Annotated in this window: 30 protein-coding genes; 16 read left to right on the forward strand and 14 right to left on the reverse strand. The window is 42.2% G+C overall.

The genetic code is table 11. The features are described from left to right. Nucleotides 1-61: 61 nt before the first annotated feature. Nucleotides 62-1,144, forward strand: coding sequence for an AI-2E family transporter (locus SKC35_RS08715; protein WP_377979014.1), 1,083 nt, complete (start codon nucleotides 62-64; stop codon nucleotides 1,142-1,144). On the opposite strand, the gene SKC35_RS08720 is transcribed toward SKC35_RS08715, so the two are convergent. Genes SKC35_RS08720 through SKC35_RS08730 form a run of 3 tightly spaced genes read right to left on the reverse strand, consistent with a single transcriptional unit; the run spans nucleotide 1,122 to nucleotide 3,568 of the window. Further along, on the reverse strand, nucleotides 1,122-1,859 hold the full coding sequence (locus SKC35_RS08720) for a LytR/AlgR family response regulator transcription factor (protein WP_377979015.1): 738 nt from the start codon (nucleotides 1,857-1,859) through the stop codon (nucleotides 1,122-1,124). The genes SKC35_RS08715 and SKC35_RS08720 overlap by 23 nt on opposite strands. 7 nt (nucleotides 1,860-1,866) lie before the next feature. Then, complete coding sequence (locus SKC35_RS08725; protein ID WP_377979016.1) at nucleotides 1,867-2,913, reverse strand: sensor histidine kinase; 1,047 nt, start codon at nucleotides 2,911-2,913, stop codon at nucleotides 1,867-1,869. Between the two features lies 1 nt (nucleotide 2,914). Next, nucleotides 2,915-3,568, reverse strand: coding sequence for a histidine phosphatase family protein (locus SKC35_RS08730; RefSeq protein WP_377979017.1), 654 nt, complete (start codon nucleotides 3,566-3,568; stop codon nucleotides 2,915-2,917). Between the two features lie 45 nt (nucleotides 3,569-3,613). On the opposite strand from SKC35_RS08730, the gene SKC35_RS08735 reads away from it, so the two are divergent. Beyond that, the gene (locus SKC35_RS08735; RefSeq protein ID WP_377979018.1) at nucleotides 3,614-4,033 is read left to right on the forward strand and encodes a hotdog fold thioesterase; all 420 of its coding nucleotides are present in this window, start codon (nucleotides 3,614-3,616) and stop codon (nucleotides 4,031-4,033) included. After that, complete coding sequence (locus tag SKC35_RS08740; RefSeq protein WP_377979019.1) at nucleotides 4,033-5,121, forward strand: chorismate-binding protein; 1,089 nt, start codon at nucleotides 4,033-4,035, stop codon at nucleotides 5,119-5,121. Before SKC35_RS08735 ends, SKC35_RS08740 begins: the two co-directional genes overlap by 1 nt. Here the strand turns inward: SKC35_RS08740 and SKC35_RS08745 are convergent. From SKC35_RS08745 to SKC35_RS08775, 7 genes are read right to left on the reverse strand one after another with little or no spacing between them, the layout of a single operon-like run. After that, complete coding sequence (locus SKC35_RS08745) at nucleotides 5,110-6,429, reverse strand: hemolysin family protein (protein ID WP_377979020.1); 1,320 nt, start codon at nucleotides 6,427-6,429, stop codon at nucleotides 5,110-5,112. The genes SKC35_RS08740 and SKC35_RS08745 overlap by 12 nt on opposite strands. Further along, nucleotides 6,416-6,640: a hypothetical protein gene (locus SKC35_RS08750; protein ID WP_377979021.1), complete on the reverse strand. Its 225-nt coding sequence runs from the start codon at nucleotides 6,638-6,640 to the stop codon at nucleotides 6,416-6,418. Before SKC35_RS08750 ends, SKC35_RS08745 begins: the two co-directional genes overlap by 14 nt. Nucleotide 6,641: 1 nt before the next feature. Continuing rightward, the gene (gene ccsA / locus SKC35_RS08755) at nucleotides 6,642-9,191 is read right to left on the reverse strand and encodes a cytochrome c biogenesis protein CcsA (protein ID WP_377979022.1); all 2,550 of its coding nucleotides are present in this window, start codon (nucleotides 9,189-9,191) and stop codon (nucleotides 6,642-6,644) included. A 1-nt stretch (nucleotide 9,192) separates the two neighbouring features. Continuing rightward, a complete protein-coding gene (locus SKC35_RS08760) occupies nucleotides 9,193-9,636 on the reverse strand; it encodes a cytochrome c maturation protein CcmE domain-containing protein (RefSeq protein ID WP_377979023.1) in 444 nt (147 codons plus the stop codon). After that, the gene (locus SKC35_RS08765) at nucleotides 9,633-9,842 is read right to left on the reverse strand and encodes a CcmD family protein (protein ID WP_223131047.1); all 210 of its coding nucleotides are present in this window, start codon (nucleotides 9,840-9,842) and stop codon (nucleotides 9,633-9,635) included. The genes SKC35_RS08760 and SKC35_RS08765 overlap by 4 nt, the downstream gene beginning before the upstream one ends. Further along, nucleotides 9,842-10,510, reverse strand: coding sequence for a cytochrome c biogenesis protein CcsA (gene ccsA / locus SKC35_RS08770; RefSeq protein ID WP_377979024.1), 669 nt, complete (start codon nucleotides 10,508-10,510; stop codon nucleotides 9,842-9,844). Before ccsA (SKC35_RS08770) ends, SKC35_RS08765 begins: the two co-directional genes overlap by 1 nt. Continuing rightward, entirely contained in the window at nucleotides 10,498-11,166 is a 669-nt protein-coding gene (locus tag SKC35_RS08775; protein ID WP_377979025.1) for a heme exporter protein CcmB, read from the reverse strand. Before SKC35_RS08775 ends, ccsA (SKC35_RS08770) begins: the two co-directional genes overlap by 13 nt. A gap of 101 nt (nucleotides 11,167-11,267) precedes the next feature. Between SKC35_RS08775 and SKC35_RS08780 the strand changes: the two genes are divergently transcribed. Both SKC35_RS08780 and feoB read left to right on the forward strand, forming a co-directional pair. Beyond that, nucleotides 11,268-11,495: a FeoA family protein gene (locus SKC35_RS08780; protein ID WP_377979026.1), complete on the forward strand. Its 228-nt coding sequence runs from the start codon at nucleotides 11,268-11,270 to the stop codon at nucleotides 11,493-11,495. 3 nt (nucleotides 11,496-11,498) lie between these two features. Beyond that, nucleotides 11,499-13,625, forward strand: a complete 2,127-nt coding sequence (gene feoB, locus SKC35_RS08785) for a ferrous iron transport protein B (RefSeq protein WP_377979027.1) — start codon at nucleotides 11,499-11,501, stop codon at nucleotides 13,623-13,625. On the opposite strand, the gene SKC35_RS08790 is transcribed toward feoB, so the two are convergent. Beyond that, the gene (locus SKC35_RS08790; RefSeq protein WP_377979028.1) at nucleotides 13,622-14,071 is read right to left on the reverse strand and encodes a PaaI family thioesterase; all 450 of its coding nucleotides are present in this window, start codon (nucleotides 14,069-14,071) and stop codon (nucleotides 13,622-13,624) included. The two genes, feoB and SKC35_RS08790, sit on opposite strands and share 4 nt — an antisense overlap. Before the next feature lie 18 nt (nucleotides 14,072-14,089). After that, complete coding sequence (locus SKC35_RS08795) at nucleotides 14,090-14,509, reverse strand: DUF2147 domain-containing protein (RefSeq protein WP_377979029.1); 420 nt, start codon at nucleotides 14,507-14,509, stop codon at nucleotides 14,090-14,092. Nucleotides 14,510-14,690: 181 nt separating this feature from the next. On the opposite strand from SKC35_RS08795, the gene SKC35_RS08800 reads away from it, so the two are divergent. The 3 genes from SKC35_RS08800 to SKC35_RS08810 are packed head-to-tail and all read left to right on the forward strand — an operon-like array spanning nucleotide 14,691 to nucleotide 16,847. After that, a complete protein-coding gene (locus tag SKC35_RS08800; protein ID WP_377979030.1) occupies nucleotides 14,691-15,452 on the forward strand; it encodes a phosphosulfolactate synthase in 762 nt (253 codons plus the stop codon). 5 nt (nucleotides 15,453-15,457) lie between these two features. Then, nucleotides 15,458-16,087 carry a VTT domain-containing protein gene (locus SKC35_RS08805; protein ID WP_377979031.1) on the forward strand — a complete coding sequence of 210 codons (630 nt, stop codon included), beginning with the start codon at nucleotides 15,458-15,460 and terminating at the stop codon, nucleotides 16,085-16,087. Between the two features lies 1 nt (nucleotide 16,088). Beyond that, a complete protein-coding gene (locus SKC35_RS08810) occupies nucleotides 16,089-16,847 on the forward strand; it encodes a shikimate dehydrogenase family protein (RefSeq protein WP_377979032.1) in 759 nt (252 codons plus the stop codon). On the opposite strand, the gene SKC35_RS08815 is transcribed toward SKC35_RS08810, so the two are convergent. Then, nucleotides 16,844-17,347, reverse strand: coding sequence for a phosphoribosyltransferase family protein (locus SKC35_RS08815; RefSeq protein WP_377979033.1), 504 nt, complete (start codon nucleotides 17,345-17,347; stop codon nucleotides 16,844-16,846). The genes SKC35_RS08810 and SKC35_RS08815 overlap by 4 nt on opposite strands. A 97-nt stretch (nucleotides 17,348-17,444) precedes the next feature. Between SKC35_RS08815 and SKC35_RS08820 the strand changes: the two genes are divergently transcribed. Beyond that, nucleotides 17,445-17,993 carry a YcxB family protein gene (locus tag SKC35_RS08820; RefSeq protein WP_377979034.1) on the forward strand — a complete coding sequence of 183 codons (549 nt, stop codon included), beginning with the start codon at nucleotides 17,445-17,447 and terminating at the stop codon, nucleotides 17,991-17,993. A gap of 1 nt (nucleotide 17,994) precedes the next feature. Continuing rightward, the gene (gene ruvX, locus SKC35_RS08825; RefSeq protein ID WP_377979035.1) at nucleotides 17,995-18,408 is read left to right on the forward strand and encodes a Holliday junction resolvase RuvX; all 414 of its coding nucleotides are present in this window, start codon (nucleotides 17,995-17,997) and stop codon (nucleotides 18,406-18,408) included. Nucleotides 18,409-18,440: 32 nt separating this feature from the next. On the opposite strand, the gene SKC35_RS08830 is transcribed toward ruvX, so the two are convergent. Beyond that, nucleotides 18,441-19,268 carry a phytanoyl-CoA dioxygenase family protein gene (locus SKC35_RS08830; RefSeq protein ID WP_377979036.1) on the reverse strand — a complete coding sequence of 276 codons (828 nt, stop codon included), beginning with the start codon at nucleotides 19,266-19,268 and terminating at the stop codon, nucleotides 18,441-18,443. Nucleotides 19,269-19,419: 151 nt separating this feature from the next. On the opposite strand from SKC35_RS08830, the gene SKC35_RS08835 reads away from it, so the two are divergent. The 6 genes from SKC35_RS08835 (at nucleotide 19,420) to SKC35_RS08860 (ending at nucleotide 24,559) form a co-directional block, all read left to right on the forward strand. After that, nucleotides 19,420-20,274, forward strand: a complete 855-nt coding sequence (locus SKC35_RS08835; RefSeq protein WP_377979037.1) for a hypothetical protein — start codon at nucleotides 19,420-19,422, stop codon at nucleotides 20,272-20,274. 36 nt (nucleotides 20,275-20,310) lie between these two features. Continuing rightward, nucleotides 20,311-21,042 (forward strand): transporter, encoded by a 732-nt coding sequence (locus tag SKC35_RS08840; RefSeq protein WP_377979038.1) that lies wholly within the window; start codon nucleotides 20,311-20,313, stop codon nucleotides 21,040-21,042. Between the two features lie 36 nt (nucleotides 21,043-21,078). Next, nucleotides 21,079-22,455 carry a BatD family protein gene (locus tag SKC35_RS08845; RefSeq protein WP_377979039.1) on the forward strand — a complete coding sequence of 459 codons (1,377 nt, stop codon included), beginning with the start codon at nucleotides 21,079-21,081 and terminating at the stop codon, nucleotides 22,453-22,455. 1 nt (nucleotide 22,456) lies between these two features. Further along, nucleotides 22,457-23,548: a chorismate synthase gene (gene aroC, locus SKC35_RS08850; RefSeq protein ID WP_377979040.1), complete on the forward strand. Its 1,092-nt coding sequence runs from the start codon at nucleotides 22,457-22,459 to the stop codon at nucleotides 23,546-23,548. Next, nucleotides 23,545-23,985: a nucleoside deaminase gene (locus tag SKC35_RS08855; protein ID WP_377979041.1), complete on the forward strand. Its 441-nt coding sequence runs from the start codon at nucleotides 23,545-23,547 to the stop codon at nucleotides 23,983-23,985. Before aroC ends, SKC35_RS08855 begins: the two co-directional genes overlap by 4 nt. A 343-nt stretch (nucleotides 23,986-24,328) precedes the next feature. Beyond that, complete coding sequence (locus tag SKC35_RS08860) at nucleotides 24,329-24,559, forward strand: helix-turn-helix transcriptional regulator (protein WP_377979042.1); 231 nt, start codon at nucleotides 24,329-24,331, stop codon at nucleotides 24,557-24,559. Nucleotides 24,560-24,951: the final 392 nt, after the last annotated feature.

Here is a 24,951-nt window from a genome sequence, read left to right on the forward strand (position 1 = left end):
TGAACGGATTACGACACAAATATAGGAAGTCGTATGTTATGTAATTGTTAATTTATTAGATATGTCAATCAACACCACTTATTCGTCTCGTTTGTCCAGCGCCCTCTTATCGATGGCCCTGATTATTGCGGCGGCCTACGTATTACAGGACCTACTGATTTTGCTTTCTTTTGCGCTCGTATTATCCTTGTTATTATTGCCTGCTAGTAAGTGGATGGAGGCCAAAGGTTTTCCACGCGCCCTCGCCATCTTCATCGCCATCTTGTTGACTTTTGCACTGATCTCTTCCTTGCTTTTCGTAGCAGGAATGCAAATTATGGAATTCTCTTCTGAGCTTCCACTCTTTGCGAAAAAGGCGGAAAAGTGGATTTCCAGTTTGCAGTCCTTTATTTCTGCGAATTTCAATATCTCGCGCCGGAAGCAAATGTTAGAGCTGAGTAATGAGCTCATGTCCTTGATGAAAAATTCAGGTGTAATTATCAGTACGACTTTTTCGACCGCTTTGCACGCCATCACGGCCTTAATTTTAGTCCCGGTATTTACTTTTTTCTTCTTATTCTACCGCGATTTCTTTGAAAGCTTTTTGCAAAAAGTCTTCCCTAAAACGGAGGGGCAGGTTTTGACGAAGGTAATGGAAAAAACAGGCTCAGTGGTCCAAGGATATTTAGTGGGTTTACTCGTGGTGATGCTGATTGTGGGTGTGTTGAACTCGGTTGGATTTTGGTGGATTGGAGTGGAGTATCCCGTGTTTTTCGGATTTTTAACGGGGATACTTTTATTGATTCCCTACATAGGCATTTGGATGGGTGCTTTGTTGCCCATTTTATTGAGCTTGGTGACTTTGAGTCCATCGCATGCATTAGCCGTGGTGGCTTGGGTAGCGGCTGCTCAGTTTATTGAAGCAAATTTTATTACGCCACTCGTGGTGGGATCGAAGGTGAGTATGAACCCCATGGTGGCGATGCTGGCCTTGTTATGTGGGGAATTGCTTTGGGGTATTCCAGGATTAATTTTAGCGCTGCCATTAACGGCCGTGATGAAAGTGATATTCGATTCGATTCCTAATTTAGAACCTTACGGTTTCTTATTAGGAGAAGCACCAGCGCGAACTACTAAAAGTACTAAAGAGACAAAAGCTCCTTAAACCGAATCGATTGACGGCGAGAAATTTCGATTTTCTCTGCCTTATCTCCCTTTAAGGTTACTTGTAGTCCACCGGAAAACCAAGGTTCAATCTTCTCAATGAAGTTCAGGTTGACGATGTGTTTGCGGTTGCAACGGAAGAATAATTTCGGATCTAAGCGTTCCTCTAAGGAATTGAGGGATTTTAAGACGAGAGGTTTTTGGTCGTCAAAAAACAAGCGCACATAATTCCCCATCGATTCACACAAGCGTACGCGATCCAAGCGCACAAACCAGCATTTCTCCCCGTCTTTCACGAAAATTTGGTCGTTTCCGCCTAACACGTGATTGGCTGTAACCGATTTTTCCGTGGAAGCTGGACGCTGAAAACGGGATTCTAATTTTTGAATACTTTCACTTAAGCGCGCTAACTCAATAGGCTTTAAAACATAGTCCAAAGCGTTCACTTCGAACGCCTTCAGCGCATATTCATCAAAAGCGGTTGTGAAAATAATTTCAGGCAGAAAACCATCCCATTCCTCTAACCATTCAAAACCCGTTTTGCCAGGCATTTGGATATCTAAAAAGACTACATCAGGTTGTAATTCTTCGATGAGTTGACTTGCCTCATCCGTATTCGCTGCTTCTCCAATTACTTCAATAGAAGGAAAATTCTCTAATAAACGTTTCAGTTCATTTCTGGCAAGGCGTTCGTCGTCGACAATGATGGCTCTCATATAGGATTTAGGCTATTGTTTCAGCAAGGTACGGAATCGTGACGGAAGCCTGGACGTGATTTTTGTCCAAAGGTTTTAAGTCAATATGAGCGGTCTCTCCAAACAATAAGGTTAGGCGATTTTGGGAATTGATCAAGCCAATGCCGGTAGATTCCCCACGGCTTTTTAAATGCCCCGGATTGATGACTTGTAATAGAATTTGATCACCAATGACCTCCCCCTTGATTTCGATTAATCCTTCCTTCGAAGAATGCGCAATACCGTGTTTGATCGCATTCTCCACTAAAGTCTGCAATAACATAGGCGGAATCTGGGCTTGATTTATTTCCTTCGCTACGTCTACTTTCCAGGTCAAGCGTTCTTCATAGCGGATCTTTTCCAAATTCAGGTAGTCGATAATCGTGTCTAATTCCTCTGCGATGGAGATGGTCTTTTTTCGCTCGGTGAGCAGGGAGCTGCGGAGCAGTTTGGAGAGTTGGTTGATTCCTTTTTTGGCCTTCGATGGATCCTCTGTGATTAAGGCTCGAATGCTATTCAGGGCGTTGAATACGAAATGGGGGTTCATTTGCGCACGCAAGACCTTGCCCTCTGTTTCTTGAATGGCCCGTTCGAGTTGATTGTTTTCCCGCTCCATCACGAGCTGTTTTTTCGAATATTGGAAGAAGAAATAGATCAACATCCAAATCGCCAACGGCTTCATAAAATTAAAGAGGTATTGGGTGATGATGAAGGGGCTCATTTGAACTTCAAAATTCTCCCCTAACAAGTATTGATCGATCGGTAAATTTAGTGCTACTAGGGAGGTAGCCATCACACTAAGGGCGATGAAATGATTGCGCAACATCGCAAAAAGAGGTAAGTCCTGCCAGGCAAAATGCTTCGCGATACGTTTGTATTGGTGTGTAAGTAAAATGGCTAACGAGATATTGGCCATAGACGCATACAGCCAGGCCCAATGCCAGCCATATTGATTTGTGTACAATACCGCCTCATTGAGAATCCAAGCGATCCAGCCGCCGCATTGAAATACCCAATACATACGTTCTCGTGACATGTTACATGGATTCTGGTAAGCCAGCTAAATGAATAACACAATTGCCTTTCACCAGCCTGAATTCCTGCGCTGCATAATCGTATTGCAAGTGATAAAGGCACAGGTTTTGGTGTGCGTAGTTATCCATCTGGTGAAGTGGGGCGTTAAATAAATGCGTTAATAAAACCCGCATCGCACGTCCGTGCATGGCGATTAAAATAGCCTTTTCTTCGGGTCTTGAAAGTAGCAGATCGACCACCGGTTTTTGGCGTTCTAAAACTTCTACTGGACTTTCACCTTCCTCAGATTGTACGTGGACATTACCCTCGCGCCAAGTTTTGGTTAGATTTTTATAGTATAAATCGTCGGCTGTATTAGGCGATTTCCCTTCTTTATTTCCCCACGAAATCTCGTTTAAACCTTCATGTTGTTCCCAAGGTAAACCTTTGTCGATGAATCCTTTCACTGATTGATGGGTTCTGCGAAGCGCCGAAGTGTAGATTTTATCTATCGGGAGGTCTTGGTAATGCGCAAAGAAAGCCGCGGCCTGCTTTTGGCCTAATTCATTTAAATCTGCATCAATCCCACTGCCTTGCACGACCCCCTTGCGATTGTATTCCGTTTCGCCGTGGCGAATCAGGTAAATATCTTTCACTAAATCAGGCCGAGCTTGCATATTAATCGTATTTTATTCCGAATTTTAGCCAAAATTACGAAATATATGTTTAATACTTTCATCTCCATAGACACATTGAATTCGATGTCGAAGGGAAATATGATCGAGCATTTGGGTATTGAGTTTACGGAAATTCAGCCTGGATTTATTAAGGCCAAAATGCCGGTCGATCACCGAACAAAACAGCCCTTGGGTTTGTTACATGGAGGAGCTTCGGTGGTTTTAGCGGAAACGCTAGGAAGTGTGGCGGTCGTTTTAGCCGTGAAAGATCCGAAGACGGAAACAGGAGTGGGAGTGGAGATTAATGCGAACCATTTGAAGTCTGCGCGGGGTGGTTATGTGATTGGGACGTGTATTCCCTTGCGCATTGGTCGAAAGATTCATGTGTATGAGATTAAAATCCACGACGAGGAAGAGAATTTGATTTGCGCGAGCCGTTTAACGGTGGCGATTATACCATTATAATGAAACAAGAGTTAGCTTGGGAAGAGGGGATTGCAAAAGGGGCAGCGGTTGCAGCTTGGCGCTTGCCGCATGGAGAGGAGGCCTTTCTTTTGCAAGATTTTTCAGGAGGATCCATTCTAGAAGAAGGTTGGAATCTCGCTGATTTATCGGCTGGATTCTTAGCAGCGCCTTTTATCGGTTTGCCCTATTTTTTACAAGCGGATTCCGTTACTTCTTTTCCGCTTCACTCAGCTGAAAGTTCGAAACCTTTCGATGCACCTGTTGAAAATCTGGCTAAGAAAACGGAATTTATGGGCTGGGTTTCAGAGGCCATTGCGGCCATCAAGCAGGGACCATTGCAGAAAGTAGTTTTGTCCAGAACGGATGAGCAAGATTTGCCAGCCGATTTTAAGGTGATGACAGCTCTGCAAGAATTAGGTGCCGCTTATCCGAATGCCTTCGTTTGTGCTTTGTCTATTCCAGCCCTTCCAGGTGTGTGGATGTGTGCGACCCCAGAAATTTTAGTCGAGCAAAATGCGGCAGGGATTTTTCGTACGATTTCGTTAGCGGGCACTCAATCCGGAGTCGACGCAGACGGATTTGGCATTTCGCCTTCACAGGCGCGTTGGTCTCAAAAAGAGATCGAGGAGCAGGCCTTCGTCAGTCGCTATATCATTGATTGTTTTAAGAAGATTCGATTGAGAGAATATACAGAAATAGGTCCTAAAACCATTTCTACTGGCAATTTATTACACTTGAAAACGGAATACATCGTCGATACGAAGGCGATGGATTTTCCGCAATTGCCCGGTTTGATGTTAGGATTATTGCACCCTACGTCTGCTGTTTGCGGTACGCCTAAACAGGAAGCAGTTGAATTTATTTCCAGAACGGAAAGTCATGATCGCTCGATGTATTCTGGCTATCTGGGGCCTGTGAACCTCGGAAATGCCACGCATTTATTTGTGAATTTACGGACAGTAGAGATCAAAGAAAATCATGCGGTATTCTATGCGGGCTGTGGCATAACAGAGGATTCTGATCCTGCGAAGGAATGGCAGGAAACACAAATGAAATGCCAAACCTTGCAGCGAATTTTAATGCAATAATTCCGATGAGGGAGCTGGAGTGATTTTGCCGGTAATCATTACTTTGACGGTATCAATCCGAGCGTCCGTTGTGGTCAAGATTTGGAATTGGAAAGGCGCAAAGGTAATCAACTCATTTTCCTGTGGAATATCTTCATACAAGCTGATCAACATGCCACCTAATGTTTCGTAATCCCCCTCCGGTAAATTCCATTCGTATTTCTCATTTAAATAGTCGATCTCGTGACGACCAGAAAGAACGAACGTGTGATCATCCATTCGCTTTTCGATCCAGTCCTCTGAATCATCATATTCGTCTTGAATCTCCCCAAAAATCTGTTCCATCACATCTTCCATACTGACTAATCCACTCGTGGAACCGAATTCGTCCACGACTAGAGCAAGAGATTTACGTTCTTTCGAGAACTTGATCATTAAATCATTCGCCGGCATCGCCTCTGGAACAATCGGAATGCTGGTCAGAATGGATTGTAGATCTTTAGGTTTTTTAAATAGGGCCAAAGAATGGCAATAACCCACGACCTCCTCTAAGGTTTCTTTGTAAACTAATACCTTTGAGTGCCCGCTTTCTAAGAATACTTCTTTCAGTTTCTCCATTCCATCTTCGATGTCAATCGCGGTGATTTCCGTTCTGGGAATCATGCAATCACGCACTTTCACCTGTTTGAACTCAAGTGCATTGTGGAAAATTTTGTGGTCCACTTCCGCTTCTTGTTCGGTGGATATTTTGCGGTTTAGGTTTTGGAGGTAATGGTTTAAATCCGTTAACCCAAAGGCCGGTTTCTCTTCCGAATAACTCAAACGAAGGACTTTCGTAATGAACCATTTAGACAGACCCACTGTCACCCAAACTAAAGGGAACATCAAGGTGTAAATCACCCAAATAGGCACCGCTAAAAATTCTAAAATAGCATCTGGATTGATTAAAAAGACACTTTTGGGCGTAAACTCCGAGGTCATTAGGATAAGAATCGTCGCTACAATCGTCGCAATTAACCGAGCTAAAATCTCATTAATGGATAAGAAGTGCAATACGACATGGTGCAAAAACTCCTCCATAAATATACCATAGGCTACCAGCGACAAGGTATTCCCAATGAGCATCGTTCCGATAAAACGAGAAGGCTGCTGATTGAAATTAGCGATGATTTTCGCACTTAAAATATCCTGTTTCGCCTTGAGTTCGAAGTAAAGCTTGTTCGAAGAAACGAAGGCCATTTCGACGCCAGAAAAGAAGGCTGAAAAAACCATCGAGGCGATAATGCCGATGATTTGGGCATTATCTAAACTGATGTTATTTGCTCCCATCCTGTTCTTTTTCTTTCTTAATGCGCTCGTTTTTAGCGAATTGGTAATAGAACAAACAGCCTACGCCATACATTAACCAGCCATAATGGTAGAAGATTTCTCCCCAAAACTGCCCTTTCACCTCCGCCGGCGTAGGGCTATTCAAATCGATAATCCAAATCAGGATAAACCCGATGGCTGCCGCTAAACTGAAGATCTCTTTCTTTCCCATATTAAGCCGCGGTCGCGGGTTTTAAACGGCGATACGTCGCAATAAATAAACCGATGAAAATCAAGATAGATCCGATCCACACTAAATTAATGTAGGGTTTCTCTAAGGCTTTCACGACGATTAATTCCTGTTGGGTGGTATTCCACGCAAAACCAAACTCCTGAGCTTGCGGGTTAATACCTGTGAATTTAATCTTAATACCAGTCTCTTCACTTTCGAAAGCTGGCATCGCGACCATTCCCCCTTTAATCACGAAGGTAGGGCTTAGGGTAAATTGTTGTGAATTTTTACCTAATACTTGGAAGTTCGCTTGAACCGCCGCATCGTTTGCGCCTAATTCTACTCCATCTACATTGGTTACCCGATTCACCTCTTTTAAGATGGCAACGAAGTCATTGATGAAAAGCGTGTCGCCGGTGGTAACCGTTTGGGCTTCTGTCTGTGACCATTGTTTTTCAGAGCCTGCTTCAGCTGCTAAACGCGGATCAAGGGAGACGTAGGTATAAATATCGTGGTTCCACGCGTGTTTGACGTCTGGAGAAATCGCCGTGCCCATTTTGGGGTTTACTTGCCATCTAGGGAATAAGGAAACAGCTTTTCCTTCCTCGTTTTTGAATTCTAATTCGTAATAAGTGTTCTCCGGTTCTACGGTAACGGTATCACCTTTGCTCGCAATTTTTACGCCATCGCGTTCGATGTTTTTCAAAGCCAATGCGTGAAAATCGCCTTCAATAATTTCGAAATCGTTCTTATTGAAATAGCCTTTATGTCCGCGGACCTCGATGCGGCGTCCTTTGTAGGTCACTAAATAGTCCTGCATTTGGGCTCCTTGTCCTAACCAAAGGGGTAAATTTTCCTTGTTCTCCTTATTATTATCCTTCGTGAATTCCTCCACTTTCGTGCTAATCGCGAAACCAGAGCGGTTCAACGAAACGACTTTAGAATAACCCGCGGAGAATAAAATACCGATTAACATAATGGCTAATCCTACGTGGGCTAAAGCTCCACCTACTAAAGAGAATTTCTCGCGAATCAGGAACCACAAGATTTTGAAGTTCGCCAAAACCGCGAACAAACTACTCCACAACAACGCGATGTACGAAAGTGTGTAAATCTTGCCGATATTGATAAATACCACGCTCAATAAAGTCGCCGTTAAAGCTGGACCTAAGAGAGGTTTGAAAGTCGTGCTTTGTTTGATTTTTCCCCACCACACATATTGGCCTATACCACTCAAAATAGCTACCGCTAAGAAAATCCAAATCTGAATTTTGCTGTAGTGTTCTGCTTGGTCTGCCGGTAAGGCGATGTTTGATAGAATGCCAAAAGCCTCCGCGATTTTATTATATACCGGAATCGAAGTCGTGAACGTTAATTGGAAAGCAGACAATCCTAAAACGGCTGCACCCACAAAAACCCAAAACTCGCGGTTATACGTCCCTAATTCTTTTTGGTCCTTAGGCAAATCCTTCCAACGGTAGATTGACATCCCGATCGCCACTAAAAGGAAGGTTCCCATATACAACAAGAGTTGTCCAGATAGGCCTAAATCCGTAAAGGAGTGCACAGAGGCATTTCCAAGAATTCCAGAACGGTTCAAGAAAGTCGAATACAAGACTAAAATGAAGGTCGCAATCACTAAAATAATCGATGTCTTTAATGCCGAACTCGACGTCTTGTGCGCAATCATTGTGTGGATGGCACCTAATAAAACTAACCAAGGCACAAATGACGCATTCTCTACCGGATCCCAGTTCCAATACCCCCCAAAGTTTAAGGTCTCATAAGCCCAATAAGCCCCCATCATAATACCAATCCCTAAAACTCCCGCGCCAAAAAGGGCCCAAGGCAAAGCTGGCATCACCCATTCTGTCAATTTCTTCTTCCACAAACCCGCGATCAAATAGGCGAACGGAACTAGTGTCAAGGCAAAACCTAAGAACAAGGTAGGCGGGTGAATCACCATCCAATAGTTTTGAAGTAAAGGATTCAATCCGCGGCCATCTTTGGGAATAAAATTAGGCTGCATGCTCCAAACCGGTAGATCCGGCTGCGCTTCGCGCAACAATAAGAAAGGCGAAGAACCCACTTTCAAATCGATCCAAGGGATAATAACCCCTAAAATCATGGAAGTCAAAAAAGTCTGCACCAGCGCAAAAACCGTCATCACAGGCGACTCCCATTTCGGGTTTTTGATCATTAACAAAAGCCCTAAAACCGCTTGCCAAAAGATCCATAATAAAAACGAACCCTCTTGTCCCTCCCAATAACAGGAAATCATGAACATGGTAGGCAATTGCAACGAGGAGTGCGTAAACGCGTAATGGTATTCGAAATAATGGTTGTAAATGATCACGAATAGACTCGCCGCCACGACGATCACCGAGATAAAATGCAGCCCGAATAAAACACGTGCCGTGATCTTCCAATCATTCTCAATCTCATTTGCGGATTGTGTCGATTTGAAATACGCAAAAGTCGCTAGTAGCGCTGTTACGAATGAAATAATTACAAATAAATGTCCGACCGAACCGATGGTTTCGTGTATCATATTAATTTTTTGCGGCTACTGAGGCGCTTGAGTCTGCTGAAATTTTACCCTCTTGGTACTTAGAAGGGCACTTTAAATTAATTTTATCGCAATAGAATACCTTATCGGAATGCATACTGCCTACTAAAACAATCTTCTCTGATTTTTCTAAATCTTGAGGCTTAGGTCCTGCGAATACCACTTGGTTTTCGCGACCTAAACTGTCTTGTACTAAAAACTCTAAGCGATTTGCATCTAAGGCAGGGTTGTAGTTTAAGCCCATAATTTTTCCAGCTGCATCCTTTTTTAAGGTTCCCACTACGTGTACTTTTTGGCTCGGATCCTGTTGCGAAATGCTTTCCGCCTCATCAAAACCTACATAGGTACTTACGTCAGCTGTTGTTATCATAATGATTCCAATAGCAACCGCAATTAAGATTAATCCAATGATGTGTGTCTTTTTCATTTGCTGCGTTTTTCTAATTCAGTGACTTTTCTCTCCAAACGGAATAAATAGGCAAATAGCCCAATCAATACGACGCTCACTACCGCAATCACCACGTAGATTTTTCCATCAGCACGGAATTGATCTGCCATCTCGATATCGCTCGCTTGAGCGCTGGCCGTAAAACTTAACGTAATACTTACTAAGAGTAAAAGAAATGCTTTCATTATAACTCGTTTTGTTGTTCAAGGTTTTTAATTCGAATGCGAATTTGGGCTATCCAAAAGCCCAATAATGTCCATCCAATAATCGCTGGATAGAAGACCATTCGCATGCGGTTATCTAAGTCCATTTTGGAAAAAGCAGGGTTTCCTCCATTTCCTGGATGCAATGAATCGGTCATGCGAGGCAAGATCCAAATCAACACCATAAAGATCACAAACGCGAAAATATTGTAAACCGACGAAATGCGGGCTTTCTGCATTTCATCGGGCATCGATGAGCGCACTAACGAATAAGCCAGGTAAATCAATAAACCAATCGCCACGGAATTCAATTTTGGGTCGTTTGTCCACCAATCTCCCCACGTAAACTTCGCCCACACACTTCCCGTAATCAAACCTAAAATGGCAAAAACCATCCCCACTTCCACGTATGTGCTCGAAATGAGGTCAGATTTCAAATCTGATTTACGCAAATACTGAATCGAATGATACACGGATGTTCCTAGCAAGAAGATCATCGTGAACCACATGGTCACGTGGAAATACAGGTTGCGGATTGTCTCGTTCAAGATCGGTTGGCGCGGCACTTGTCCGTTAAAACCGGCATAGACGGTGTAGATCAATAAAATGATCGACAAAATCTTCCAATACTGGCGTTTTAATGTTTCCATATATACGGGAAAAGGATCCCAGAAAATACAATAACGATGATATCTAAAGCCCCCAAAATGGCGATCTCATCCCAGTTTTCTGCGAGAGAAATACCGTCAAGGGCACTTTTGGATAATTTTAATAATAACAAAAGCAACGGAATGATTAGCGGGAAACTCATCACCGCCATCAAAGTGGCTGAATTTTCTCCCTGTGCCGCAATTCCAGCCACTAAAGAAAGAGTAGATGCAAACCCAATCGCGCCCAAAATCAGGGAAACAAGGTACAGTGGCATATTTCCCACCGGGTTCCCCATCACCCAGGAGTAAAAGAAAATCCCGATCAAGGACACACCTAGCATCACTAAAGTGTTGTAGATGATTTTACTGAAAATAACCGATTCAGGCTTTGCAAACGTATAATAGAAGATATTTCGATTCGCAGATTCTTGTGTAAAACTCTTGCCCACCGCATTCACGGCAGAAAACAAAAGGATAATCCAAAACAGCGTATTCCACATAATCGGATGTATGGATTGTTGTTTGGCCTTAAAGGATAAATAGCAGATGAAAATCGTCGCCGCTAAATATAGCACTAGCCCGTGGATCGCATACTTATTGCGCCACTCTAATTGCATTTCTTTGCGAATCAACACGAATATTTCTGTTAATGCCATGAACCTGCAATTTACGACAGAAAAAACTATTTGTATCATTTTTTAGCTCAGAAATACTTAGTACATTTGTGTCTAATTTTGAATTATTCTAAATAGTGAGCATGGCAAATTTGGCCGACTTGAAGATTGGTGAAAAAGGGGAGATTGTGGGCTTTACGGACGAACTGCTTTCTTTAAAGCTATTGGAAATGGGATGTTTGCCAGGAACTGAAGTCATATTGACTCATTTGGCACCTTTCGGCGACCCTATCGCCATTCGCGTTTCTGGGTCTTATACCCTCTCTATGCGGAGAGAAGAAGCGGAAACGATGCTGATTAAACGAACTTAAATTTTGGCAAAAACACCTAAAATAGCGCTGATTGGTAATCCAAATGCAGGAAAATCCTCTCTTTTTAATTCCTTAACGGGATTGAATCAAAAGACGGGTAATTTTCCGGGGGTGACGATGGAGAAGCTGACGGGGATTTGGGAATTAGAACCCAAGCGTCCGGTGGAAATTTTAGATTTGCCAGGTATCTATAGTATATATCCAAAGTCAATCGACGAGGAATTAGTTATCAATATTTTAGGTGATCCCACGCATCCAGATTTTCCGGATATGGCGATTGTAGTAGCGGATGCGTCTAATCTTAAGCGTAACTTATTATTGTTTTCGCAGGTTCGGGACCTCGGTATTCCGACGGTTTTGGCCTTGAATATGATTGATGTCGCAGAGAACGAGGGCTATGTGATCAACTCGATTAAATTGGCACGCGAATTAAACGTCGAAGTGGCAGAGGTGAATGCCAAAAAGGGAATCGGTTTGAATGGCCTGAAATTAGCCGTTGTGAAGACGTTGGCGAACCGCTATGCTTCGAACGACGCACTTCCCTTACCTGTTGCGGAAGATCTTATTCAAGAGGTCCAAGCCAAATTTGGGGATGGCGAGACCTACCGTTCACTTTTGTGGTTGATGGAACATGATCGCATGAAAATGTTCTCTACTCAACAGCGTGAAACGTTTGATTCTATCCAAAACAAACACCATTTCTCGTCTAAGAAATACCAATCTGAAGAAACCGTCAAACGTTACGAGCAAATTACGGAAGTCGTGGATCGTTGTGTGATTAATTTAAATCGCCAATGGGATGCAGCACCTGTTCGGACGTGGACAGATCGTTTAGATAAATTCTTTTTACATCCGGTGGGAGGCTATGTGTTTTTCTTAGCCATTCTTTTTGTGATGTTTCAGGCTATTTTCACCTGGGCTACCTATCCAATGGACGCCATCGATGGGGGTGTTGCGATGTTGAATGACTGGTTGAAAGGAGTATTACCGGATTCGGCTTTGACCGCCTTGTTAACCGATGGTTTGATAGCGGGAATTGGTGGGGTGTTAATTTTCATTCCCCAAATCGCCTTCTTGTTTTTATTTATCTCTCTTTTGGAAGAGACCGGCTACATGTCACGCGTCATGTTCATCATGGACAAATTGATGCGCCGATTTGGCTTGAATGGCAAGTCTGTGGTGCCCTTGATTTCTGGGGTGGCTTGTGCGGTGCCGGCGATTATGAGTACGCGTTCGATTGGTTCATGGAAGGATCGCTTAATCACGATTTTAGTGACGCCATTGATGTCTTGTTCTGCACGTTTGCCCATTTATACGGTTCTGATTGCCTTGGTGGTTCCGGAGAATAAAGCCTTATTTGGCTTATTCAATTTACAAGGAGTGGCATTGTTTGGACTTTATTTATTGGGTTTCTTCATGGCACTGGTTTCTGCTTGGGTCATGAAAGTGATTTTGAAAGCCAAAGAGAAAAGTTATTTCATCATGGAATTACCTACCTATAAGGGACCTCGGTTCAAACATGTGGCTTTGACCATTTGGAATTCGGTGAATGCCTTTGTTTTTGAAGCGGGTAAAATTATCGTGGCTATTTCCATCGTTTTATGGGTGCTAGCGAGTTATGGTCCTGGGGATAAGATTGCACAATCTGAAGCTCGGGTTCGTCAGGAAAATCCAACCTTGCAAGGAGTCAAATTGCAGAATAAGATCTCTGCTGAGAAATTAGAAAATTCGTATGCGGGACATTTTGGGCATTTTGTGGAGCCCGTTATTCGTCCATTAGGCTACGATTGGAAAATTGGAATTGCGTTGATTACTTCTTTTGCAGCTCGCGAAGTTTTCGTGGGGACGATGTCCACTATCTATAGTATGGGCGGTGAGGTCGATGATGAAAATGCAACGATTAAAAACCGGATGCGTGCAGAAATTAATCCACTTACCGGAAAGCCCATGTACGATGCGGCCTTAGGTTTCTCCTTATTGATTTTCTACGCTTTTGCGATGCAATGTATGAGTACACTCGCTACCACCTACCGCGAAACAAAGTCATGGAAATATCCCTTGATCCAGTTTGGCTATATGACGGCTTTGGCCTACTTATCAGCCTTCGCCGTCTACCAATTATTGTCTTAGAAAGAGAAAGGGATCGAAGTCGCCGCTAGGTTGCTTACTCCTTTTGCGAGCAATTTGCCCTCTGCATTGTGCAACTTCGCTTCTACGTTCGCAATTTTCTTGCCTACGCGGTGAATTTCGGTAGTTACGGTGATAACTTCGTTTGCCTTCGCTCCATATAAAAAGTCGATGTACAAATTGATCGTCACGTAAAGGTGATCGATTTTTGCTGTAATCAACGTCATTCCCATCATCTCATCTAACATCGCGGAGATCACACCACCGTGGATAACTCCCGCATGATTTAATTGATCTGGGCGGACAATGAATTCTGCGGTTAATTTCCCAGCTTCCGCTTTGACCAATGTACCATCGAGCCATTTTCCGATGGGTGCCGGATTCCCGTCTGCAATTTTTTTATGTAGATTTTGGTTGAGGTAGGCTAATACTTGTTCGTTTGGTTCCATGTTAGGCGGTTAGTTTAATTAAGAGCGTGACCAGGTAGATGTTCTTCCAAACATCGAGATACCCACAAAGCCGCGGATGTCGAGCGTTTTGTTCCCGTCTTTTATTTTAAGAATGCAATCGTATGTTTTTCCAGAATTAGGATCATAAATCGTTCCATTTTCCCACGCAGAACCAGTGAATTTAAAGTTCTTTAGTATGACAGCACCCAGCAGTTCGCGACCGCGTAATTTCTCGTCTGGGTTTTTTCCATCTTTTCTTCCAGGAGTTTTGCCCCAGGAAATTTTGCCATGGTATTGATCTCCTTGTTTGTAAATAATGATTTTGCCATCCTTTTCTTGTGAAATCCACTCGCCAATAATGGTATCTGCAGTAGAGTTCGCTAACACAGCAAGGGATACAAAAAATAGAGTAAGGAATGAGAAAGTGAACTTTTTCATACGAATAAAAATTTTTGTTTGGTGAAGATCACTGATTGTTGGGTCAAAAATACGAAACTATTCTAGACCCTAAAAGTTTATTTTTTAAGTCAGAAAACAAGGGAAAATTGTGGCTCTCGTTTGGAATGCTTATTTTTGTAGATATTTGGCACAAAACCGTACCAATCCATTAATAAACTATATGAATTATCATTTAAATCAAATTCCTGATCGTACAACTAAGCCACGTCAAAAAGGTTTAACCATGGTCATGGATAAAGGACTAAGTCTGCGTCAAGTAGAAGACTTCTTGGAAACAGGCGCTGATTATACAGATATCGTTAAATTAGGCTGGGCGACTTCTTATGTTACCCCTAATTTGAAGGAGAAATTAGCTTTGTATAAATCTGCTGGGATTCCCGTTTATTTTGGTGGAACCTTATTTGAAGCATTCTATATCCGTGGACAATTTGATGATTACCGCCGTATTTTAGATGAATTCGGTATGGAATATGCGGAAGTTTCGGACGGTTCGATCGAAATGGAGTCAGATATTAAATGTGAATTAATTCGCACGTTAGCAACGCAAGTAACTGTTCTTTCTGAAGTAGGGTCGAAAGATGAGGCAAAGATTATTCCACCGTATAAGTGGATTAAATTGATGCGCATGGAATTAGAGGCAGGTGCATGGAAAGTAATCGGTGAGGCACGTGAAGGAGGAAATGTAGGTTTGTTCCGTTCCTCTGGAGAAGTTCGCCAAGGATTAGTAGAAGAAATTTTAACGGAGATTCCAGAAGAGAAAATCATCTGGGAGGCACCGCAGAAGTCGCAACAAGTTTGGTTCGTGAAATTAGTAGGCGCGAACGTAAACGTAGGAAATATTGCACCGCAGGAAGTTGTTTCTCTTGAAACGATTCGTTTAGGATTACGTGGCGATACATTTGACCACTTCTTAACGAAATAGTTCGAATGCTACAGCTTTTGTTAGATCTCTTAAAGGATCCTTTGACGTTTTTATCAGAATTCATTGCCGCTCATGGCGCATTGACTTATGGTCTCCTGTTTCTGATTGTTTTTGTGGAAACGGGGCTCGTGGTGATGCCTTTCTTACCTGGCGATTCTCTTTTGTTCTCGGTGGGTTTATTAGCCGCGGCCAGTGGTGAATTGTCTTTAGGAACGGTGATTCCTTTGTTAATCGGAGCGGCTCTTTTAGGAGATCAAGTGAATTATTTTATTGGTAAATATTTTAGTAATCTCATTCGAGAACGAGAACAGGTTTTGTTTTTGAAGCGAGAGCACATTGAAGAGACGGAAGCATTTTATGCCAAATATGGCCCGAAAACCGTTATCCTAGCCCGATTCATCCCGATCGTTCGTACCGTAGCGCCCTTTGTGGCAGGAGCGGGACGCATGTCTTATCCGGTTTATTTGTTATATGGCTTTTTAGGGGCGACTCTCTGGGTAAGCAGTATTTCTGCGGCGGGTTATTTCTTAGGAGATAACGAATTTGTGAAAGCAAATTTTGAGAAAGTCGTTTTAGGAATCGTTGGCGTTTCTGTTCTGCCTATTGTTTGGGGATTGATTTCAAAACGCAAATAAGATGGCTATCTCGCACTTATATGGTCTGATTGGTTATCCTTTAGGTCATTCTTTTTCCAAAGCGTATTTCACGGAAAAATTTGAAAAGCTGGGTCTCTCAGAAACCCATGCATACGAACAATTTCCGATCCCGAGTATCGACGAGTTCAAGGCAATTTTAGCAGCGAATCCGAATCTGAAAGGGCTGAATGTGACCATTCCTTACAAGCAACTGGTGATGCCTTTGCTCGATGAGATTGATTTAGCCGCTGCCCAAATAGGCGCTGTCAATACGATCAAAATTGCCGCAGACGGCTATACCCGTGGGTACAATACGGATTATTGGGGGTTTCGTACGACGGTGGAGTTTTGGGATAAATTCAAGAACTTTGGCTCACTAAAGGCCTGTGTTTTAGGTCAGGGAGGCGCTGCAAAAGCGATCATTGTGGCCTTGGAGGATATGGGATTTGAGGTAATCAAGGTTTCCCGTCAATCATCGGATGAAACGATCACTTACGAACAAATGCCTGAGTTGATGGAAGAAATTGGTTTGATCGTGAATACGACGCCGTTAGGGATGTTCCCCAAGGTGGATGACAAACCCCCTATCCCTTATGAATTACTGAATAAGCAACATTATTTATATGATATCGTCTACAACCCATTGGAGACTGCTTTCTTGAAAGCAGGTCTAGATCAGAAGGTGGGAGGCATCTATGCCGGATTGGAGATGTTACAAGGCCAAGCCGATAAGGCTTGGGAAATTTGGCAAAAAAACTAAGCTAAATAAACTCCTCTTTTTGTGGGATCTGATAAGATCACTTGTACATGCTCCGAAAGCGTTGTAGAAAGCTCGTATCCCTTATAATCAGCTGAAATAGGGAAGCGCTTGTAGTTGCGATCCACAATTACGGCTACCTGGATACGTTTTACGTGCATGCTCAAGAAAGGAGCTAAGCTATAAGAGAAGGTTCGGCCTGTGTTCAATACATCATCTACCACAATGATCACCTTGTTTTCTAAGGCGTCCGTTCCGCCTTCAAATTTTACTGGACGCTCGTAAGGTTGCTCTTTATTTAAATCAATTTTGACCGGGATAGCCTGGATTTTCGAGATGCTTTTGATCTCATCACATAACATTTCGGCAAACGCGAATCCCTCGCCTACGATCCCTGCGATAACAATTTCGGACTCTTCGAAGTTATTCTCATAGATTTGAAAGGCAATTCTACGGATTTTTTGGAGGAGGGCAGGGCCATCAAGTACTTGTTTGGCAGACATAGGGATTGCTTTAATTCAAATAGTGCGATTTAAAATTACCAAAATTATCCAATTTTCGTACCTTTACGCCTTAAATAGCGTTTAAAAATCATTCTATATGTCTAAAATGTACGGGGCTCAACAGCGCCAAATGCAAGCACCTTCCAATCCATTAGCGATCAAAACGAAGAAATTCGCCTTAGAAAAAAACAAGTTTGTAGGTCTGTGTATGCGTCAGCTTTTCTCGAATCAGTGGAAGTTTGCTTTTATTCCTTTGGTACTTATTATAGGAAATGTAGCTTTGAACCTGACAGGGGCCTATAAGAACTATTGGATCTATATTTTCATCGCCATTGCGGTGATTGCCTACATTCTTTTTTGGTTAATTCAGTTTACCGGAATTACACAATTAGCGCAATACAAGCAATTATTTGATAAATACCGCTACGAAATCGATAGTCGCCAAATCTTCATGAAGCTTTCTGATAAAGAAGGCGGAATGATCAAATGGGATATGATTTTAGGCGCTTACAAAGACAAGGACGCCTACGTTCTTGAGATGGGAAAATACCAATTCTTGCACTTGCCATTTAGCGTGTTTAATAACGATAATGACAAGAAATTACTCGATAAGATATTGCGCGACAAGGGGTATTTAAATTCCTAAGATGGGGCGCATTCTAGCGATTGATTTTGGTTTAAAAAGAACTGGCATTGCTGTCACAGATCCTTTGCAGATTATCGCAAATGGTTTAGATACGGTTCCCACCCATACTTTGTTGGTATTTTTACAAACTTACTTCTCGAAGGAAACGGTCGATCAAGTAGTGATCGGAATGCCCAAAAATCTCGACAATACCGATACGGATTCCACAGCCGGTGTTCGCATTTTTATCAAAAGCTTTCGTAAGAAGTTTCCCTTGATTCCTTTAGAAGAACACGATGAACGTTTCACCTCCAAGCTAGCCATGCAAGCGATGATCGCGGGAGGGATGTCGAAGAAGGATCGGAGAGAAAAAGGAACAGTCGACCGTGTCTCAGCCACGATCATTTTGCAATCCTATTTAGAATCTAAATCATAAAAAAAGCGGCTCTTCGAAAAGAGCCGCTTTTTTTATTTCGTTACCACTTTCGCGAAGCGGTGGTAGAATGGAGTCTTACTTTGATCCGTTTTCGGTTTGTATTTCCCGGTAATAATAGGAACATACATCACACGGCGACGGGATTTTTCACCCACATTCGGAGAAACCTCCACCCGGTGCCATAAGCGGCCATCGTGAATGGTTAAATCGCCACGTTCGATTTCGAACGCCGCTTCTCTAGGATCTGGTTTGTGATCGATGAATTGCTTCTTTCCAAACAATAATTTTAAGACCCCTTGCGTATGTGTGCCAGGAAGTACACGTAGACCGCCATTCGAAGAAGGGCAATTGTCTAAGTGAATTCCCACATTTAACATCGGAAGGATTTTTTGTCCTAAGAATAAATCACGTGGGCTATCCGTGTGCCAGCCCATTTGGCTGAACTTCGAATTAGGTTGGTTGATATAATGGTTAAATACTAAGCCATCTTTTTCATCTTCGCTGATGCGACCTTCGTAGGGTCCTAAAAGCTCGATTAATAACTGTAAGCGAGGATCTCTAATTAATTCCGCTAAAACTGGGCTAAACTGATTCGTAAAGCACATGCGCTGAATCATCGGATTTCCTTCGTGGTCTTTGCCAAACTTCAAAGGAATTCCTTTTACCTTTTCAATGCCCTCTTTTAGCCATTGTGTCTCAATTTTCGCTAATTCCGAAATGAAAAGTTCTGCTGTGTCAGGCTCAATAAATTTCTTAAAGTGAATTACTCCATACTTCTTGAAGTATTCTTTCTGCTCTTCCGTCAGCTTTTCGCCTAACGTAAAGGTTTTGTATTCAAATTTCGCAGATGGTTTTCTCATAAGGTAATGGTAATGAATTCGGGATGCAATTTACGGCAATCTGTACGAATTATAGTTATCGCGTTCCTGATTTCTGATGAAAATCAAGTTTTTGGTATATAAAAGCGTCAAAAAATGCCGAACTTTGTGACTCGAATTTAAGATCCGCATTATGAAAAAAATCCTATTTATCGCTTTGCTTAGTTTGGTGAGCCTTTCCGCTTTTTCACAACAAACGAATAAAAAGGGTTCCTATTATATCACCTGGGGGTATAATCGTTCTAGCTATGCAAATTCTGATATTCGTTTTGTAGGACCGGGTTATGATTTTACCCTATTAGATGCGCAGGCCTTAGATGCTCCCACGCCTTTAAGTGAGTTTAAAACTTACGTAGATCCCGGTTTATTGTCAATTCCTCAATTTAATTTCCATGCGGGTTATTTCATAAAAGATAATTTATCCATCAGTATTGGTTGGGACCATATGAAATACGTGGTAACTGATGGCCAAACGGTGAAAGTGAATGGCTTTATTTCATCCAAGGTTTCAACTCCTGAGATTGATGTACATTCTGATTATGTTTCACCTATTGGAAATTTCAATCAAACTCCTTTAGTCTTAGATCCGAACAAATTCGTTCACCTAGAACACACGGATGGCTATAATTATGCCTCTATTGAACTAGAGCACTATAATCCGGTATACCAAAGTTCTAAGAGTCGTTTTGCCATCGATTGGATGCAAGGTGTCGGAATTGGGGCTTTAGTGCCCCGTTCGGATGTGCACGTATTTGGGGTGGGTCAAAACAACTTCTGGAATCTGGCCGGGGGTGGAGCTTCTTTGAAAACTGGATTGAAATTTAATTTCTCTAAATTATTGTTCTTCGAAACTACAGTCAAGACAGGAGCTACGAAATTGTGGGACATCCATACCACAGGTCGTTCGGTTGATCACGCGGAGCAATCCATCTATTTCCTTGAATTTTATGGGGCTTTAGGTTTTACGATAAAAGGTTCTTCTAAATAATTTTTTAGACTAGACTAAAAAACACTAACTTCGTGTATGTTTACACGGATCTTGTTGCTGTCAATGATTTCTTTCGCCGCTTTTGCTCAGAGCGAGGGTCGCATCGAAACAGATCGTCCAGATCAAACGGAATGCCCTTTCATTGTGAAAAAGGGTTTTTTACAGGCCGAAATAGGTTTCAATCGCTCTAATCGAGAATATTTATTTCCTACTTCCTTATTAAAATACGGAGTCAGTAAGCGATTCGAATTGCGCTATGTTTCTGTTTTAGCGAAAGAGCCAGGGATGGAAACCCGTTTTCAGACGGAGGCTATCGGATTTAAATGGGCCTTGTTTCAGCCTTTTGGTTGGAAACCGCGCACCTCGGTGATTGTTCATTATAATTGGGATCACCAAAATCGGGATTTCTCCGAGAAAAATTTGCGTGGTCACTCGATAGGTGACGTGGTTTTTACGATGCAAAATGATTTTAATGAGCGTTCAGGCATAGGTTACAATATTGGAACAGAAATGCATTCGAACGGCTCTTTTGAAGGTATTTACCGGGTAGCTCCCAACGTGTTGATTGGTAAGAAGGGCTATGCCTATGTGGAGGTTTTTGGGCGATTCCCTGCCTCAGAATTCGCGGATCATTCCTATGATGCCGGTTTTGCTTATTATGTGAATGAGGATGTGAAATTAGATATTTCTGCCGGCCAAAGTTTTTTGCATCCAGAAGATCATTATATCGCTTTCGGACTATCTTTTCGCTTTCGAGTTATTCGATAATGCGGTCGTTGGACTAGGATTTCTTAAATTGCAGCAATGAGACGGATTTTCTTTTTCTTCGGGGTCTTTTTACTCGCCTTCACGGACTTACGTGCGCAGGCCACCTTGCTCGTGGGGGAGAAATCCATTACACTGGAAGAGAATTTCTCTTTATCCTTTGTGTTCAAATCCGCGAATGCCAGCGTTGAAACACCTTCTTATAAATTCCCTGAACTTCCGGGTCTTAGAAAGTTAGGGGTTTCTCGTTCGAAAGCTACCGATATTCAAAACGGTGAACCGGTTTATTCTTTCACTTTTTCTCAATATTATCAAGCTTCCGCCACAGGAACCTTACTTATTCCATCTGCTGAAATCATCGTGAATCAGCAATCATTAAAGATGGATGGATTTGCCCTGCAAGTCAGTGCCTCAGAACAAAAGGAGGAAGTGATAGAAGAAAATAAAGCCCAAATTGAAGAACTTTTCAAAGGCCAAAACTCCGTCTTTCTAGCCCTCACCTCTACCCAGACTCAACCCTTCGTAGGTCAAGGATTCACCCTGAAATTCTCATTGTTTATCCCGGACGATAATTCGACTCGCTATAGTTTTGATCGAAATGATATTCAAATACCAGCCTTGATTCAGAAATTAAGGCCTAAAAATTGCTGGGAAGAGAGTTTTGGACTACAGGAAGTGAAGGTGTCTAAAGTGGTTTATAAGAATAAAAAATACACAGAGTATCGCTTCTTTCAGTCTACTTATTTTGCTTTAGATGCGAAGAAAATTGTCATTCCTTCTGTCAGTTTACAGATGCTAAAAAATACAGAAAAAGTGGTTTTTAGTTCGAAACCTATCGTGATTAGTCCGAAGGAATTACCTAATCATCCCTTAAAAGGGAAGGTGCCCGTGGGGGATTTTCGTTTAATTGAAACCTTGTCCAGAGATCAGGTTCAAACCGGGGATACGGTCGTTTATGTTTCGAGTGTGGTAGGAGATGGAAATGGTATTCTGTGGGATTCGAAATTAATCGAGTCTGATTATTTCCTAAATTTCTTTCCAGTGGGGACCCAAAGTTCGGTTTACCCCTTTGGAGACAAAATGTTAGGCAATAAAACGGAGAAAATACTGATTATTCCATCGCAACCGGGTAAATTTGCATTGAAATCCTATTTTAATTGGATCTACTTTAACACCCGGACTGCAGCATATGATACCTTGCGTTCAGAAGCAATTTTGATCGTGAGTGGTCAACCCTCGGATCGCGAGTTGAACACGCAGACGGAAACGATGTTGCTGTATCGAGGACTAGAGAGATTAGCAGCAGACAAAGTGATCGGCTATCGATGGATTGATTGGAAACAGATTTTTAATGCTTTTTTAGGGCTGGTTTTACTCTGGCTTTTCATTTTGATAATTAAGGCCAAAAATAAATAGTATGGGCAGTATCTACGGTAAAATATTTCAAATTAGTACGTTCGGCGAGTCACACGGTGCTGCGGTGGGTGTGGTCGTAACGGGTTGTCCAGCGGGAGTTGATTTCGATATGGAATTCATTCAATCGGAATTAGATCGCCGCAAACCGGGTCAATCGCGCATCACAACGCAACGGAAAGAAGCGGATTCAGTGGAAGTAGTTTCCGGCGTTTTTGAAGGAAAAACGACTGGTACACCTATTGCGATGTTAGTTTGGAATGGAGACCAACGCTCGAAAGATTATTCACACATTGCAGATCAATTCCGTCCTTCCCACGCTGATTTTACCTACCAAGAAAAGTATGGAGTTCGCGATTACCGCGGAGGCGGCCGTAGCTCGGCGAGAGAAACGGTGGCGCGGGTGGCTGCAGGGGCTTTGGCCAAATTAGTATTAAAACAATTAGGCGTAAAAATTACCGCCTACGTTTCGCAAGTAGGAACCTTAAAATTAACAACGCCCGTAGAGCAACTGGATTTAGCGGTTGCAGAAACAAACGCCGTGCGTTGCCCTGATACTACATTAGCAGAAGAAATGTTCACTTACATCGACGATATCCGCAAGCAAGGGGATTCCGTGGGAGGGGTCGTTTCAGCCTACATCACAGGCTGTCCGGTGGGTTTAGGCGAACCGGTTTTCGATAAATTGCACGCGGAATTAGGCAAAGCGATGTTAAGCATCAACGCCGTAAAAGGCTTTGAATACGGTTCTGGATTTGATGGAGTTGAACTTCGCGGATCTCAGCACAACGATATCATTGTCAAAGACGAAGCAGGCAAAGTGAGCACGGTTACCAACCATTCGGGTGGTATTCAAGGAGGGATTTCGAATGGAGAGCCCATTTATTTCCGGGTAGGATTCAAGCCAGTGGCTACGATTATGCAGGATCAGGATAGTTTGAACAATTCTGGAGAAAAAATTGTTGTATCAGGCAAAGGTCGTCACGATCCTTGTGTGGTGCCACGCGCCGTACCTATCGTGGAGGCAATGTCAGCGATTGTATTGTTAGATTTCTATTTACGTAATCGCTTGACAAAATTAGCAGACGTTTTATGATTCCAAACGAGGATGAATATTATATGAGCCTCGCGCTGAAACAAGCGGAGCGAGCTTTAGAAGACGAAGAAATTCCGGTAGGAGCAGTGGTCGTTTGCCAAGGAAAAATTGTGGCAAAGGCCTACAACCAAACAGAAATTTTGACCGACGTAACGGCTCATGCTGAGATGATTGCGATTACCTCTGCCGCCCAAACAATCGGCTCTAAGTATTTGAAAGATTGCACGCTTTACGTGACCCTGGAACCTTGCCTCATGTGTGCAGGGGCCATTTATTGGTCACAGTTAGGGCGATTAGTGTACGGTGCTTCAGAAGAGAAGCGCGGCTTTGAAAAACTAGGAACAGGCATTTTACACCCGAAGACAGAGATTGTTGGCGGGGTTTTGGCAAACGAATCAGAACAACTATTGAAGGAGTTCTTTTCGATGCGACGCTAATAAAATGGTAAATGGTAAGTGGTGAATGAGGTGCCATTCATAAATGGTGAATGGTAAGTGGTAAATGGTGAATGAGGTGCCAGTCTAGTTGGACTTTTATAAATGCTGTTTTGGGAGATAAGCAAAAAGCTTTCTTTCGATTTCTAATGATATTGCAGTTTCTCAATTCTTGAGTATAAATTTTATTAAAAACTCCTTACATTTTAGATTTTCTTAAATTGAATAATAAGATATAAAAATTGTATTATTCGTCGTTAAAATATAATTATATTTTTTGTTTTTAGGTTGCAAGTTCTTTGGATACTTGTATGTTTGTATCACTAACCCTAATTCAAAAAAATATATGACACAACACCTAACTCTACCTAATAATTTTGATTTTACTTCTCGAGAAGCTCAAGTTATTCAATTTTCTAAGGATAATTTTACATGCAAAGAAATTGCCGAACATTTATTTATTTCAGAAAATACGGTGCGTAAACATCGTCGAAATATCATGACTAAAATAGGTGTTTCAGGTAAAAAGGATTTCAGAAAATTTCTTCGGGACTATCCCTCTCTTCGATTTAAATAATAAGAATTATTATATATTTTGTTGTAATAATTTAATTTCATACTACAAAAATACTACATTAGGTAGTATTTGCCAGATAAAGGATTGCTAATACCTTTAAACCAAGTTTCGAAACCTTGGTAAATCCCGAAAAACCACTAAGCAGTAGGGAAAAAATCTAATGTATTCATTATGAAAAAGTTACTCTCTTTAGTTGTCCTTGGGCTCGCGCCCTTTATCAGTAGTGCGGAATATTGTGAAACAGTCTACTGGACTTCATCCCACAATGTTGATTATGGTTACAAAGTATGTTCATCAAGTGGAAATGTAAACGCAGTTCAAAGTTACATAGCTATGCTAAAACGGACCTCATATTAATTTTTAAAGAGAATGGATTTGATTTTTAGATCCAT

This window comes from Aquirufa originis (assembly GCF_042714495.1).
GTDB classification, from domain to species: Bacteria; Bacteroidota; Bacteroidia; order Cytophagales; family Spirosomataceae; genus Aquirufa; species Aquirufa originis.

Excerpts from the sequence above, each read along its gene's own strand:
- SKC35_RS08745 (WP_377979020.1), bottom strand. The coding sequence starts at position 6,429 with ATGGGAGCAAATAACATCAGTTTAGATAATGCCCAAATCATCGGCATT.
- SKC35_RS08725 (WP_377979016.1), bottom strand. The coding sequence starts at position 2,913 with ATGTCACGAGAACGTATGTATTGGGTATTTCAATGCGGCGGCTGGATC.
- SKC35_RS08735 (WP_377979018.1), top strand. The coding sequence starts at position 3,614 with ATGTTTAATACTTTCATCTCCATAGACACATTGAATTCGATGTCGAAG.
- SKC35_RS08740 (WP_377979019.1), top strand. The coding sequence starts at position 4,033 with ATGAAACAAGAGTTAGCTTGGGAAGAGGGGATTGCAAAAGGGGCAGCG.
- SKC35_RS08795 (WP_377979029.1), bottom strand. The coding sequence starts at position 14,509 with ATGAAAAAGTTCACTTTCTCATTCCTTACTCTATTTTTTGTATCCCTT.
- SKC35_RS08760 (WP_377979023.1), bottom strand. The coding sequence starts at position 9,636 with ATGAAAAAGACACACATCATTGGATTAATCTTAATTGCGGTTGCTATT.
- SKC35_RS08750 (WP_377979021.1), bottom strand. The coding sequence starts at position 6,640 with ATGGGAAAGAAAGAGATCTTCAGTTTAGCGGCAGCCATCGGGTTTATC.
- SKC35_RS08720 (WP_377979015.1), bottom strand. The coding sequence starts at position 1,859 with ATGAGAGCCATCATTGTCGACGACGAACGCCTTGCCAGAAATGAACTG.
- aroC (WP_377979040.1), top strand. The coding sequence starts at position 22,457 with ATGGGCAGTATCTACGGTAAAATATTTCAAATTAGTACGTTCGGCGAG.
- SKC35_RS08800 (WP_377979030.1), top strand. The coding sequence starts at position 14,691 with ATGAATTATCATTTAAATCAAATTCCTGATCGTACAACTAAGCCACGT.
- SKC35_RS08765 (WP_223131047.1), bottom strand. The coding sequence starts at position 9,842 with ATGAAAGCATTTCTTTTACTCTTAGTAAGTATTACGTTAAGTTTTACG.
- SKC35_RS08730 (WP_377979017.1), bottom strand. The coding sequence starts at position 3,568 with ATGCAAGCTCGGCCTGATTTAGTGAAAGATATTTACCTGATTCGCCAC.
- ccsA (WP_377979024.1), bottom strand. The coding sequence starts at position 10,510 with ATGGAAACATTAAAACGCCAGTATTGGAAGATTTTGTCGATCATTTTA.
- SKC35_RS08855 (WP_377979041.1), top strand. The coding sequence starts at position 23,545 with ATGATTCCAAACGAGGATGAATATTATATGAGCCTCGCGCTGAAACAA.
- ruvX (WP_377979035.1), top strand. The coding sequence starts at position 17,995 with ATGGGGCGCATTCTAGCGATTGATTTTGGTTTAAAAAGAACTGGCATT.
- SKC35_RS08860 (WP_377979042.1), top strand. The coding sequence starts at position 24,329 with ATGACACAACACCTAACTCTACCTAATAATTTTGATTTTACTTCTCGA.
- SKC35_RS08715 (WP_377979014.1), top strand. The coding sequence starts at position 62 with ATGTCAATCAACACCACTTATTCGTCTCGTTTGTCCAGCGCCCTCTTA.
- SKC35_RS08840 (WP_377979038.1), top strand. The coding sequence starts at position 20,311 with ATGTTTACACGGATCTTGTTGCTGTCAATGATTTCTTTCGCCGCTTTT.
- SKC35_RS08845 (WP_377979039.1), top strand. The coding sequence starts at position 21,079 with ATGAGACGGATTTTCTTTTTCTTCGGGGTCTTTTTACTCGCCTTCACG.
- SKC35_RS08790 (WP_377979028.1), bottom strand. The coding sequence starts at position 14,071 with ATGGAACCAAACGAACAAGTATTAGCCTACCTCAACCAAAATCTACAT.
- SKC35_RS08810 (WP_377979032.1), top strand. The coding sequence starts at position 16,089 with ATGGCTATCTCGCACTTATATGGTCTGATTGGTTATCCTTTAGGTCAT.
- ccsA (WP_377979022.1), bottom strand. The coding sequence starts at position 9,191 with ATGATACACGAAACCATCGGTTCGGTCGGACATTTATTTGTAATTATT.
- SKC35_RS08775 (WP_377979025.1), bottom strand. The coding sequence starts at position 11,166 with ATGGCATTAACAGAAATATTCGTGTTGATTCGCAAAGAAATGCAATTA.
- SKC35_RS08835 (WP_377979037.1), top strand. The coding sequence starts at position 19,420 with ATGAAAAAAATCCTATTTATCGCTTTGCTTAGTTTGGTGAGCCTTTCC.
- SKC35_RS08815 (WP_377979033.1), bottom strand. The coding sequence starts at position 17,347 with ATGTCTGCCAAACAAGTACTTGATGGCCCTGCCCTCCTCCAAAAAATC.
- SKC35_RS08830 (WP_377979036.1), bottom strand. The coding sequence starts at position 19,268 with ATGAGAAAACCATCTGCGAAATTTGAATACAAAACCTTTACGTTAGGC.
- SKC35_RS08820 (WP_377979034.1), top strand. The coding sequence starts at position 17,445 with ATGTCTAAAATGTACGGGGCTCAACAGCGCCAAATGCAAGCACCTTCC.
- SKC35_RS08805 (WP_377979031.1), top strand. The coding sequence starts at position 15,458 with ATGCTACAGCTTTTGTTAGATCTCTTAAAGGATCCTTTGACGTTTTTA.
- SKC35_RS08780 (WP_377979026.1), top strand. The coding sequence starts at position 11,268 with ATGGCAAATTTGGCCGACTTGAAGATTGGTGAAAAAGGGGAGATTGTG.